Annotated in this window: 9 protein-coding genes; 8 read left to right on the top strand and 1 reads right to left on the bottom strand. The window is 43.8% G+C overall.

The features are described 5' to 3' along the window. Nucleotides 1–17 precede the first annotated feature (17 nt). Both tdh and AC1DLM_RS16190 read left to right on the top strand, forming a co-directional pair. Entirely contained in the window at nt 18–1,106 is a 1,089-nt protein-coding gene (tdh, locus tag AC1DLM_RS16195; protein ID WP_477570564.1) for an L-threonine 3-dehydrogenase, read from the top strand. Further along, nucleotides 1,099–2,280, top strand: coding sequence for a glycine C-acetyltransferase (locus AC1DLM_RS16190; RefSeq protein WP_477570563.1), 1,182 nt, complete (start codon nt 1,099–1,101; stop codon nt 2,278–2,280). Before tdh ends, AC1DLM_RS16190 begins: the two co-directional genes overlap by 8 nt. Nucleotides 2,281–2,719: 439 nt before the next feature. On the opposite strand, the gene AC1DLM_RS16185 is transcribed toward AC1DLM_RS16190, so the two are convergent. Continuing rightward, nucleotides 2,720–3,274, bottom strand: a complete 555-nt coding sequence (locus AC1DLM_RS16185) for a GbsR/MarR family transcriptional regulator (protein ID WP_477570562.1) — start codon at nt 3,272–3,274, stop codon at nt 2,720–2,722. A gap of 352 nt (nt 3,275–3,626) precedes the next feature. Between AC1DLM_RS16185 and AC1DLM_RS16180 the strand changes: the two genes are divergently transcribed. The 6 genes from AC1DLM_RS16180 (at nt 3,627) to AC1DLM_RS16155 (ending at nt 12,942) form a co-directional block, all read left to right on the top strand. Beyond that, on the top strand, nt 3,627–4,712 hold the full coding sequence (locus tag AC1DLM_RS16180; protein ID WP_477570561.1) for a putative 2-aminoethylphosphonate ABC transporter substrate-binding protein: 1,086 nt from the start codon (nt 3,627–3,629) through the stop codon (nt 4,710–4,712). Nucleotides 4,713–4,801: 89 nt separating this feature from the next. Beyond that, nucleotides 4,802–5,836, top strand: a complete 1,035-nt coding sequence (locus AC1DLM_RS16175) for an ABC transporter ATP-binding protein (protein WP_477570560.1) — start codon at nt 4,802–4,804, stop codon at nt 5,834–5,836. 13 nt (nt 5,837–5,849) lie between these two features. After that, the gene (locus tag AC1DLM_RS16170; RefSeq protein ID WP_441987351.1) at nt 5,850–7,550 is read left to right on the top strand and encodes a putative 2-aminoethylphosphonate ABC transporter permease subunit; all 1,701 of its coding nucleotides are present in this window, start codon (nt 5,850–5,852) and stop codon (nt 7,548–7,550) included. A gap of 35 nt (nt 7,551–7,585) precedes the next feature. After that, entirely contained in the window at nt 7,586–8,380 is a 795-nt protein-coding gene (locus AC1DLM_RS16165) for an HAD family hydrolase (protein WP_477570559.1), read from the top strand. After that, complete coding sequence (locus AC1DLM_RS16160) at nt 8,370–8,711, top strand: DMT family transporter (protein ID WP_477570558.1); 342 nt, start codon at nt 8,370–8,372, stop codon at nt 8,709–8,711. Before AC1DLM_RS16165 ends, AC1DLM_RS16160 begins: the two co-directional genes overlap by 11 nt. A gap of 118 nt (nt 8,712–8,829) precedes the next feature. Beyond that, nucleotides 8,830–12,942 carry an S-layer homology domain-containing protein gene (locus AC1DLM_RS16155; protein WP_477570557.1) on the top strand — a complete coding sequence of 1,371 codons (4,113 nt, stop codon included), beginning with the start codon at nt 8,830–8,832 and terminating at the stop codon, nt 12,940–12,942. Nucleotides 12,943–12,956 lie beyond the last annotated feature (14 nt).

Raw genomic sequence — 12,956 nt, 5'->3', positions numbered from 1 at the left:
TAAGGGGGGCATACAACATGAGAGAGACGATGATCGGACTTGTAAAAGAGGTTCGTGGACCTGGTGCGGTTTTACGTGAAGTTCCGATACCACGCTGTGGGCCTGACGAAGTGCTGGTTAAAGTAAAAGCTACCTCGATTTGCGGGACAGATGTCCATATCTATAAATGGGATGATTGGGCGGAAAGCGCAGTCGTAACACCGAATGTATTCGGTCATGAATTCGCTGGCGTGGTCGAAGAGATAGGATGCCAAGTGACCAATGTGAAGGTCGGAGATCATGTGTCAGCAGAAGGCCATATCGTATGCGGTGTATGTAAGGCTTGCCGAACCGGCAACGCCCATGTCTGCCCGAATACGGTTAGCTTCGGGATTACAGCGCCAGGCTGTTTTACGGAATATGCGGTCGTTAAGGCATCGAATGTCATTCACAATAGGCCGGATATGCCGTTCGAGCTGGCCTGTTTGCAAGACCCGCTGGGTAATGCGGTGCAGACCGTATTGTCGGGAGAAATCGTGGGGAAGTCGGTCGTCGTCATCGGTACTGGGCCCATCGGGTTGATGGCGGTTGCCGTTGCCAAAGCGAGCGGCGCTGGTGTCGTGATCGCTGTTGACATTAATCCGTATCGCTTGTCACTTGCGAAGCAGATGGGCGCTGACTATACCATCAATAGCCGAGAGGAATCTATGGTAGCAGCTATTCGAGCCTATACCGATGGTGAAGGCGCTGAAGTCGTTCTAGAAATGTCAGGATTTCCCGATGCGATTCGTGGAGGTTTTGAGGCAGCGGCTTCTGCCGCACGAGTATCCTTACTCGGCATTCCTACACAAGAAGTGCCGCTTGATTTATCACGCCATATTATTTTCAAAGGCTTACGTATTGATGGGATTACCGGTCGGCGTATGTACCAGACTTGGTATCAGTTGAAAGGTTTGCTAGATCAGAAACGAATCGATTTGAAACCGCTTATTACTCACACATTCTCACTGCAAGATTATGAGAAAGCCTTTGAATTGATGATATCAGGGCAATGCGGTAAAATCGTTTTTTTACATGACACGGAAGTTAAATTACCCTCAATGAAGGAGTGTGCGATTCATGGCTAATTGGAACACATTGGAGAAAGAACTGGAGCAATTGCAAAAGGAGGGCCGTTACCGTCCACTGACCGTATGGGAGAGTGGTTCTGGTGCATGGATGACATTGAAGGGGCGTTCGGTACTGCAAATGTCCTCTAACAATTATTTAGGGCTTACCGATCATCCTGGCATGAAGGAAGCGGCTATTCGTGCGGTTGAGAAATATGGCGTTGGCAGCGGATCGGTACGAACAATCACGGGGACGCTTGATATCCATGATCAACTGGAACAAGAGCTTGCCAAATTTAAGGGAACCGAAGCGGCGCTTGTATTTCAATCCGGCTTTACGGCGAACCAAGGTGTTCTAGCTTCGCTGCTTGGACCTGATGATGTCGTAATCAGTGATGAGTTAAATCACGCCAGCATTATTGACGGGATTCGGTTAACGAAAGCGCAGCGGAAAGTATTTGCACATAAAGACATGGATCAATTGGAAGCAGCGTTAAAAGAGAGTGCTGGATTTCAGAAACGTATTGTTGTGACGGACGGCGTTTTTAGCATGGATGGAGATATCGCCCCGCTGCCAACTATTGTGGCACTTGCTGAGAAGTATGATGCCTTTGTCTATGTAGACGATGCCCATGCGAGCGGTGTACTTGGTAAGAACGGTAAGGGATCGACGGATCATTTCGGTTTACACGGTCGCGTGCACATTCAGATCGGCACCCTTTCGAAGGCGGTTGGAGCCGTTGGGGGTTACGTGGCTTGTGAGCAAGTTGTCAAAGACTACCTAATCCATAAAGCGCGTCCTTTCTTGTTCAGTACATCTCAAACACCGGCGGTTGCGGCTACTTGTCTCTCGGCCATTCAAGTATTGCAACAAAGCAGCGATCTCATCGCGAGACTTTGGGAGAACGCTGCCTATTTCCGCTCAAAGGTGCAAGCACTTGGCTTCGACACAGGAGCAAGCGAGACGCCAATTATTCCTGTTATCGTGGGGAATCCAGCAGAGACGATGCAGTTTTCTGATTTGCTCCTGCAAGAAGGTGTCTATGCCCAAGGGATCGTCTATCCGACGGTAGCTATGGACAAAGGGCGTGTGCGTTTTATTGTCACGGCTCAGCATACACGGGAAGATCTTGATTTTGCGCTGCATGCGCTGCATAAAGCGGGGAAACAGCTCAATCTTTCCATGAATTAAGCTGTGGAGACCTTTTTGAAGCAAAAAGTGGACAATTGAACAAATTAGTTTAGTCTTTTACATTAATAACTTTGAAAGAAAGCGCCTTATTTTAATAAAAGGATCGTTGAGCGTGAGAAGGGGAATGCTCGACATTTGGGAAGGTTAGCTTGAAAGGAAGGGCTGGATGTAAGGAACGGTTATATGAAAAAAGGAGCAGTCTCTGACTGGTCGGAATGGAGTGACATTCGGAAGTTTCGAATTGAGTGTTCCGTTTCTCGTTCCTACTGTCGATCAGTTGATAAGCAAATGAGATTTTAAGTAAACAAAAATGGGTATAGGGCCTTACGAGAAATCGTAAGGCTATTTGAGTTCTCAAGCTAATTGAAAATGCTTAGTTTAAACGAAGCGCACTTCTCTCAAAATGTTCTTCCAGGCTTCAGTTGGGTAATCGTATTCATCAATCACGCGGCGAAGAAATATCATTAAAATATTCTCCACGCTTCAGGGCATCGACAAATCGCTGGAGCCATTCGTAATAGGTATGCCCATGCCGAAGTTTATATAGATCTTGAAGAGCGAAATTACGCTCCTCGTCTGTAATATGTTMGTCAAGAATCAATTCAGTCAACTTAGGAAGAGCTTTACTTATTGCTTCTGTCATTACATTGATTTCGCGCTGGAGCTTTAGCGTGAAAAAGTTTTGAAAAGCAAGAAAAAAATCGACCTCAGCAGCATACAATTCTTTTCGCTCCTGTTTTTCCTCTAGTTTTTTGACCATTTGGGATTCTACCAATGATCTAACCGCATAGCTCATATTACTTTTACTCATATTCATTCGAATCTTCATCTCATCGAGAGTCATCGGCCGATCTTCAAAGAACATAATCCCATACAATTGACCAGATGAATGAGTTGCTCCGTACAAATCCATCGTTTCTGCGATAGCATCAATGATGTCTTGTCTGATACGTCCCCTTTGTTCTGCTGCGTGATTTTCTTCTATTTGTGACATTAGAATGCTCACTTCCCTATTCTTGATCGACTAATAGATTCAATAGATTTTGTTTGAATTACAACTATTATAGCAAAAAAACACTTGAGACAGTCGAGAAAAATGAAGGGGGGCTTTTACATAATCTTAATGATGAGTTTACGTTCAGTTGACACAATGAAGAAATTACTAGTGTACAATAATTATTGTACGAAATAGATAAACGGAATAAAAAAGGTTATAAAATCTTAATAATTCAAAAATAATTGAATGTAACGAGATTTTCTTTTCTGCTTAATTAGTTTCGTATCGTCCATCACAATCGAAATAGAATCGAATCAAAACTATGAAATTAGGAAAAGGGGATTTAACGATGAAAACGAAATGGAAATCACTTACGTCAATGTTACTTATTACAGGTTTATTAGCAGGCTGTGGTACTGCGAAGCCGGAAAACGCAGCTAGTAGCGGCCAGCCGAGTCCAACAGCAGCCGCAAACAAACCAGCGGAAATCACCGTTTATTCCGCAATGGAAGAAGAACAAATTAAGACCTATCTTACTTCTTTTAAGTCTCAGTATCCTACGATTAAGGTAAACATTGTTCGTGATTCGACAGGGATCATGACAGCTAAGCTAATTGCAGAAAAGGAAAATCCTCAAGCTGACCTCATCTGGGGATTGGCCGCCACAAGTTTACTAGTTATGGATGATCAAAAAATCTTGGAGCCTTATGCGCCTAAAGGTGTCGATCAAGTGCTCCCTGAATTTAAAGATAAATCGAGCGTTCCCAAATGGGTCGGTATTGATATCTGGGAGACTGCCATCATTGTAAACAAGGTGGAGATGGAAAAACGTCACTTGGCTATTCCCCAATCGTACGAGGATTTAGCTAAGCCGGAATACAAAGGGTTAATTGCTATGCCGAATCCCGCATCTTCAGGTACAGGATACTTGACGGTTAATGCACTTATTCAATTGTACGGTAAGGATAAAGCTTGGACTTTTATGGATAAATTGCACGATAATATGATGATTTATACCCATTCTGGATCCAAACCGGCGAAAATGGCAGCTTCAGGAGAAGTTCCGATTGGTATCTCATATGGATACAGCGGCATTTTGGAGAAGAAAAAAGGGTCCCCGATTGAAGTTATTTTCCCTAAAGAAGGATCAGGTTGGGATATGGAAGCCAATGCATTAGTGAAAAAGAAAGATATTAAGCCGGAAGCGAAGTTGTTCTTGGATTGGGCGATCAGCGCTGAGCCTATGAAGGAATACAATAAAAATTACGCTATCTTAAGCATTAAACAAGAAGGAAACCAAATTCCTGAAGGCTACAGTAAAGATCCGGTATCCCAATTGACCAAATTGGATTTGTATCAAGCCGCTAGAGACCGTGAAGCTGTACTGGCAGATTGGGCAAAGAAATATGATTCCAAATCAGAGCCAAAGAAGTAGAAAGTGGATTACTGTGGGATGCCGATGTTGGCATCCTTCCCATTTTCAGGGATTTATGTAGGGGAATTCGGTAAAAAGGAGCATTAGATATGAAGCCAGGGTATTTATCGCTTCGCAACCTTTCTAAGCACTTTGGGAAGCAAACTGCGTTGCAGGAAATAAATTTAGATATTCATCAACATGAGTTCATCTGTCTGTTAGGGCCAAGCGGATGCGGAAAAACAACGTTGTTGCGCATTCTTGCGGGTCTGGAAAAAGCAGATGGGGGCAATTTGACCATCGAGGGAAGAGATATCACTTCTGTACCAGCTGGAAAACGGAACTTCGGCATGATGTTTCAATCGTATGCGCTATTTCCTAACCTAACGGTTTCCGAGAATATTGCGTACGGACTTCGCAATCGTTTAACCAAGTCCCAAATCATTGATCGCGTGGACGAGCTTCTAGGATTAGTGGAATTAAAGGAACAGCGCCATAAAGTACCCTCACAATTATCGGGGGGCCAACAGCAACGTGTAGCTCTTGCGCGAGCGCTCGCATTTTCACCAGATTGTTTGTTGCTAGATGAGCCATTATCAGCACTTGATGCAAAGGTGCGGGTCAAGTTGCGACGTGAAATTTGCCGATTGCATCAACAATATGGGATGACGACAATTATGGTGACGCACGATCAGGAGGAAGCCTTAACGATGGCTGATCGCATTGTCGTTATGAATCAATCGCGAATCGTTCAAATCGGCAGCCCAAATGACGTATATGAACGTCCGAATAGTCCCTTTATTGCCGATTTCATTGGAGCCGTCAGCTTTATCGAAACGAATAACGGAAAGCAAGATAACCCAATACTGGCAATTCGTCCAGAGCATGTTCAATTGGTTCGGGAAGGTCATGAGAAAGGCAGACAGGGGATCGTACGGGAAATCGAATATCGAGGGACACATTATCGCTTGGTTCTAGAATTAGTGGATCATCAGGATTCTCCGCTTAGGCAGTTTCTTACTGTTGATCAGCAGGCGCAAGCTATGAAGACTTTTAACATCAAACTAGGTCAGAAGGTTACTTTTAACTTGCTGCCTGAACACGTCATCCGATTTGATACGGAATCCGATATTGCGGTTGGGTGAGGAGGTGAATGGTATGGATACGTGGTTAAAAAGAGTACGTCCGAATGCAAACGAATGGAGTCAAAATAGTATCATTTTTATAATGATTATCGCCTTATTCTTTACGATCCTAATGCCGCTTGGCGAACTCTTAATCAAAGCAGTTAGTAATCAAGATGGGAATTTTGTTGGACTTGCTAATTTTTCCAAATATTTTTCTACACCGACACTTGTATCTTCATTATGGAATTCTATAAAAGTTTCATTCATTACGACTATAGTCGCTGTGACACTCGGATTCGGATTTGCCTATGCGCTTGAGAGAAGCGGAATCCGAGGGAAATGGTTTTTTCGTTCCGTAGCGTTACTTCCACTTTTTGCACCTTCGATGCTGCACGGATTAGCATTAATCTATTTGTTTGGCAATCAAGGCCTTATTTCAACTGGGTTCTTTGGTTTGCTGCCTGAATTTCGAATCCAACTTTACGGGCCGATCGGGATTGTTTTATCTGAAATTTTATATACTTTTCCACAGGCATTTCTGATGTTATCGGTAGCTTTTGCAAGTTCGGATTATCGCTTATATGAAGCAGCAGAGACGCTTGGTGCGTCGAAATGGCGTACGTTTTGGACGGTGACTGTACCAGGTACCAAGTTTGCGCTCATTAGCACGGTATTTGTTTGTTTTGTCCTGACGTTCACTGACTTTGGAGCACCTAAGGTTGTAGGCGGACAGTACAATGTTCTTGCAACCGATTTGTTCAAGCAAGTGATTGGTCAACAGAATATGCAAATGGGTGCTGCCGTCGGTGTGCTGCTGCTAATACCAGCGGTGATCTCGTTTGCTATTGACCGAATTTCCCAGCGAAAACAGAGCGGATGGCTAAGCGCCAAATCAATGCCTTATCGAATTGAAGCCAATAAACTGCGCGATGTCCTATTATTCCTACTTTGTTCAATTGTATCTGCTGTCATTCTAAGTATTATTCTTGTGGCGCTCTATGGATCAATCGTGAAAGTATGGCCATACAACTTACAGCTATCTTTGTCCCATTACGATGGATTTCTTGACGGGGCAGGACCGTTTGTGAATAGTTTGATCATTTCGGCTGGTGTTGCTCTGATTGGCAGTGTAGTGACATTCCTATTTGCCTATCTCATTGAAAAATCTCGCGGTTATGTCGTATTGCGAAATAGTGCATATTTTCTGTCCATGCTGCCACTTGCCTTGCCGGGATTAGTGCTAGGTCTCATCTATGTATTTTTCTTTAATAACCCGAACCAGCCCCTAAATGGGTTATATGGGACCATATGGATCATGATTATATGTAATATTGTACATTTTTATTCGGTTTCATTCTTAACGATGACCTCAGCGCTTAAAAAGCTGGATAGCGAGTTCGAAGCAGCCTCAGAAACGATGAATGTACCTTGGTACAAGACACTTGTCAGAGTCACGCTGCCGATGTCATTGCCGTGCATTGTGGAGATTGGAATGTATTATTTTATCAACAGTATGGTGACGGTGTCGGCAATTATCTTTTTGTATGCGCCAGACCTGAAACCGGCTGCCGTGGCAATTGTTAACATGGAGGACTCAGGTGATATCGCTCAGGCGGCAGCCATGTCGCTGTTAATTATTTTGGCAAACCTGATTATGCGAACAATAGTCATGTTATCGTCTGGGAGAATGCGTCGGAGAACGGAAGCATTATTGGTTAAGAAAGATAGTTAGTATTCACCTATATGAGGATCTCGGGAGCGATTGGAATGCCAAAATTGATGGTTAACAAGAAAAGTTATTCGGTAGAGGGTGTGTTATTTGATAAAGATGGCACAATACTCGAATTTATAAGTCTTTGGGGATATTGGAGCGAATCGTTGTACCGGAATTATGCAAGTAAAGTATTGTCTGTTGCAACGGACGGAGTCATCGATCCCATCTCAGATTTGTGGGGGACGGTTTATGATCATGCTGGGCATATGATTGATTATAGTAGAAACGGGCCACTGGCCATGGGATCGATTGGCGATTTGCTTGCTATATTAGCATGGCAAGGCTATCGGCTAGGACTTCCCTGGAGTGAATCCATGCGGTTAGCAAGGGAAAGTAAGCGACTGGCAGATGCAGAAATGGAACAGATTCGGCCCGTGATTCCGATGCCAGGAGTTATAGACTTTCTGAAGCAATGCCATGATCACAAAGTGCCMATAGGCATTGTAACGGCTGATGAGACAGCGGAAGCGGAAAAACATTTGCAGTGGTTGGGCATTCGCCAGTTTTTTAAAGTTATTGTCGGGAACGATCTGGTGGAACAAGGTAAGCCTTATCCAGAAATGGTCTATAAGGCCTGCAAAGAGCTTGGATTAGCACCAAACCAAGTGGCCGTGATAGGGGATACCAACAGCGATATGCAGATGGGGAAATCCGCAGGGGTTGCAGTCACTATAGGGTTAATGAGAAAGGATGAGCCACAATCTAACGAATGCTGGCTAAAAGATGCAAATGTGACAGTCTCATCGTACGCGGAACTTCATTTGGAGGAATCCGCAAATGAAGGGTGAGAGCGGATTGGGATGGGTACTTTTAATACTTGCCATCCTCTTTGAATTATCGGGAACGACGTCCATGAAGCTATCCGAAGGTTTCACCCGATTTTGGCCGTCTATTTTGATGTTTATTTTATATGGCTGCAGCTTTACCTTGCTCAATTTTGCTCTTACTTACATTCAAGTTGGCGTTGCTTATGCGATTTGGTCAGGTGTCGGTATTGTTCTAATTACACTTGTGGGACTTGTGCTGTTCAAGGAATCATTTAATATGACCCAATTAGCTTGGATATTACTCATCGTTGTCGGTGTCATCGGTTTGAAGTTAAGTAGTAAAGTTCATTGATAGGGATGAAAGATTTGTAGGGGGTGGTGCTTAAGGATCGAAATGGCCTTCTTTCTCATATCAGACTGTTTCCTTTTGAGCAAACTCTTAAAAACTTAACGTATGGAGGTTTTCTATAGTGAAAAGAATTATATCCTTAACCCTCGCATTATCGATGATATTCGCTATGTTTTCGGTCACGGCGGTACAGGCAGATAGTGATGTATTAAGTGACGATTCCCTTATTGCATCGATGAAATTTGATAATAATTTAAAGGACGATGTTAATCCAGAGCATTCGTTGATAGCGAATGGAAACTATAGTTTTGTAGACGGTATATTACCTGGGACCAAAGCGCTGCACTTAGATAGTGGAAATGGCAATTATGTTCGTATGCCAGATAGTTTGAATTATGGTGAAGAGAGCTTTACCGTATCCTTCTGGTATAAGGGTGACACGAACAATAAACAGGTCATTGTATCCAACAAGGATTTTAGTAACGGCTCTAACGCAGGCTGGGCGATTTACACATCACCCAATTCGGTCAACATGAATTTGGGATTCCCGACCGCCAAAGTAAAGAACATTTCCTTTGGGCGCAATACGTTTGTAGCATCCGATTGGCGTTATGTGACCTATGTTGTAGATAGGGATAAAATGCTATCGTCGCTTTATATTGATGCTTACAAAATGGCTGAAACTTCGCTTAGGCACGGATCTTTAGATACGTCAAACCCCTTGCATATAGGTAGCGATGGATTGGGCAATCTCGGCGGGAATTCATTCGATATTGCTGATTTAATGATTAGGAAAGGCGTAATTAGCAGTGATGCAGTTCAAGCGAGCTATAATAGCTACGCTGGTAATAAAGTTGATATGGACGCACTGAACACTGCGATATCAGAAGCAGACGCACTCCTAGCAGGAGGACTCGGCAACGGTTTCAGCCAAATCGATTTCGATTATTTGAAAAAGGTTAGAAATTATGCCAATACGGTTTCAACAACGCAAAAAGTAAAATTTTATACACAGGAAACCATCAATTATTACGATCGTGAACTAAACAATGCCATATTCATCTATCAAAAAAGCAATAAAACTTTAACGCCTCCCGGTTTAAATGTAACGGTGAACAGTGACACGGAAATCAGTGGTAATCCCGCAGCAATTGCGCGCGTGGAAGAAGATTTCAGAAAAGCCATGGGCGTATTCCMTCAGGCTGATGTCATGTTGATTCCTGGCGACGTTACCGGCGGTAACCAAGCCAGTGAATATGTGTGGATGGGTGAGCTTACCAAAGTACACCAAAAACTTAAAACAGAAGGTATATTTAACAAAACTGAATTATTAATGGTAAGAGGCAACCATGATATGGGCGGCGCCGAGAACTTAATCCCGATCGGTTCGGCAGGCGCGTGGAACGAAACTACGCAATCTTACGATAACAATTTCTTTAACAATGCTTATCGTGTGAAGGTAAAAGGTTATAACATTGTAGGTTTTGACGCCAATTATAACAATCAAAATACGGTGGGCAAAACCCAAAATTTCCTCAACACAATTACAAATGAAGCGGATTATGATCCAACAAAACCGATATTTGTCATGTCTCACTATCCGATAAGCGGTACCGTGTGGTCTGAAAGATGGAGCAGTGCTGGAAGCAATGCTGTAGGTAAATATATTGCCGACAATAATTTGTCGCAGGTCGTTTATTTTTCAGGCCATACACAATACGACCCGACCGACGAACGCTCACTCTATCAAGGTGCGGCTACATATCTCGATTCCGGTGCGTCATCATATTCCAGTTATATTGATCCCGGCCCATACGGCGGTTATCTAGAAGGCGCTTATATTAATTATCATACCACGCCTCGCATCGTGAATTTCTTGGAGGTTTACGGTCCGAAAATTATTATCAAACAGTATAACTTAAGTACAAATGAATTTGTAGGCATCCCTTTTGTAGTAAACGCTGGTAGTGGCAGAAATGCCTTTACGTATAGCAAGAACGATATTAGAGAACTCATACCTCCGCAGTTTGATGAGGGAATTAAGGTTGACTCCATTAAGAGCAACGAAATTAATTTTACAATGAAGCAAGCCAATGATAATGTTCGCGTTCTCGAATATAATGTTGAGCTTCTTAACAAGCTCACTGGTGATGTGGACAAGTCGTTCAACAGCCTTTCGCTGCCGCTAGACCAGCCATTCGATGTATACAGACAATATCAGATGACAGGCTTATTACCGAAAACGCCGTATTTACTCAGGGTGTTTGCAGCGGACTCCATGTATAACCGTTCATCACAGGATATTGATATTATCACGAAGGGTGTTACTTTAACCAGAGTCACCGTGCCTGCAACGATATCTGCGGCCATCGGAACGGACAAGACAGCGGCAGCACTTAAATTGCCCGGAGTAATTGCGCTTGAAACCGATGGAGGAAATGTGGATGCAAATGTAACGTGGGATATAAGCGGCATTAGCTATGATCCGGCGATGAAAACGGTACAGACCTTCTCGGTGCCAGGTACGATAACCCTGCCGAACGGAGTCGATAACCCAAACAACGTCCMATTGATAACAAGCATTAATGTAACCGTCAATAGACTTCCTCAGTCTCAGATGACTGCAAAGGCGACAAGCGAGGAAACGATAGGTGAGAATAATTCAGCAGCGATGGCGATTGACGGAAATCCACAAACGTTTTGGCATACCAAGTGGGATAAGTCTGATGTACTTCCACAATCGATCATTTTAGATCTCGGAGGAACTTATAGCATTAATAAGTTAGCGTATTTGCCGCGATCAGCAGCCCTTAATGGGATTATTACGACTTATAATCTCTATACAAGTACGGATGGCGTGACCTTTACGAGGGTTGCAAATGGAGATTGGGCTAAGGACAATGCTGAGAAAGCAGTGACTTTTGATCCAACGGATGCCTCATTTATCAAGCTCGAAGCAACAGCAGGTGCTAATGGATGGGCATCGGCTGCGGAGATTAACGTATTTCTGGAACCAGCACCAGCACCTTCGGAAAAGCCGAACACGGTGATTACTGCACCGAAACAGGTGAGCGCTAATAAGAGGTTCGATCTGACGATGGGACTAAACGGCGTTACCCAAAACGTATACCAATCGGTGAATGCGCAAGATTTGACGGTTCACTATGATCCGATGATTTTACAGCTCGAGTCGATTTCATCTCTGAAGGAAGGATTCCAAGTCATCGCTCAAAAGGAGACAGCGCCAGGCCAAATCCGGATTATGGCTGCAAGCATGGGGGCGAACGTCCCGGCACAGGGCGATTTGCTTGCATTCAAATTTACAGCCAAAGCTGCAACGCAAGCTTCTACGAAGACGAACGTATCATTCGATCATGTTGTAATTGCAAACGAAAAAGGGAAAGAGCTGGAGGTTTCTAGTGCTTCCTATGAGATAACTGTGTCCGTTGAACCAACGCCAGAGCCAACACCAGAACCAACGCCAACACCAACACCAGAACCAAAACCTGAACCAAAACCTGAACCAAAACCAGAGCCAAAGCCTGAACCAACACCAGAACCATTGCCGACAGATCCTGTATTCGACGGCAAGATTGTTCAAGTAGAAAAATTAATTGAATCCATCAAATCGAAAGTGGAGGAAGCCAAGAACGCTATCGAAGAGCTTGTCCTGGCTGACATGAAAGGACATTGGGCCGAAGTGACCGTAGATACGTTCGTTAAATTGGGAATTATCGATGGATATGCAGATGGAACGTTTCATCCGAACGACAAAATCACACGTGCTGAGTTTGCAACGATCATCTCTCGCCTATTCGATGCCATCGGCAGCAATAATCAGGTGGTTGAACTGAACGACATTAACAGTCATTGGGCGAAAGACGCAATTAATCAGCTTGCAAGCGCAGGAGTAATTGCCGGATACGAAGACGGAACCTTCAAGCCGGAAAAAACAATAAGCCGCGAAGAAATGGTCATCATTCTGTCTCGAATTGTGGATTTAAGTAAAGTGGACAAAGATGCATCGAAAGCAAACTTTACGGATATAGCAAATGCAAGCCCTTATGCGGCTAATCTAATCAAAGATGCTGCGGCAGCAGGGATTGTCAGCGGCCAAGGCAATGGCGTATTCGATCCGCAAGGTGGTTCTACACGTGCGGAGGCACTTACAATCGTTCTGAATGCACTGAACCTTCATCCTCAATTGAAAGCACTTTTGGAAGGAATAAGATAAATTATGGTAGAAAT

It is taken from the genome of Paenibacillus sp. 01T442 (assembly GCF_056398345.1).
This window is presented reverse-complemented; position numbering and strand designations above follow the sequence as displayed.

Excerpts from the sequence above, each read along its gene's own strand:
- AC1DLM_RS16180 (WP_477570561.1), top strand. The coding sequence starts at position 3,627 with ATGAAAACGAAATGGAAATCACTTACGTCAATGTTACTTATTACAGGT.
- AC1DLM_RS16175 (WP_477570560.1), top strand. The coding sequence starts at position 4,802 with ATGAAGCCAGGGTATTTATCGCTTCGCAACCTTTCTAAGCACTTTGGG.
- tdh (WP_477570564.1), top strand. The coding sequence starts at position 18 with ATGAGAGAGACGATGATCGGACTTGTAAAAGAGGTTCGTGGACCTGGT.
- AC1DLM_RS16190 (WP_477570563.1), top strand. The coding sequence starts at position 1,099 with ATGGCTAATTGGAACACATTGGAGAAAGAACTGGAGCAATTGCAAAAG.
- AC1DLM_RS16160 (WP_477570558.1), top strand. The coding sequence starts at position 8,370 with ATGAAGGGTGAGAGCGGATTGGGATGGGTACTTTTAATACTTGCCATC.
- AC1DLM_RS16170 (WP_441987351.1), top strand. The coding sequence starts at position 5,850 with ATGGATACGTGGTTAAAAAGAGTACGTCCGAATGCAAACGAATGGAGT.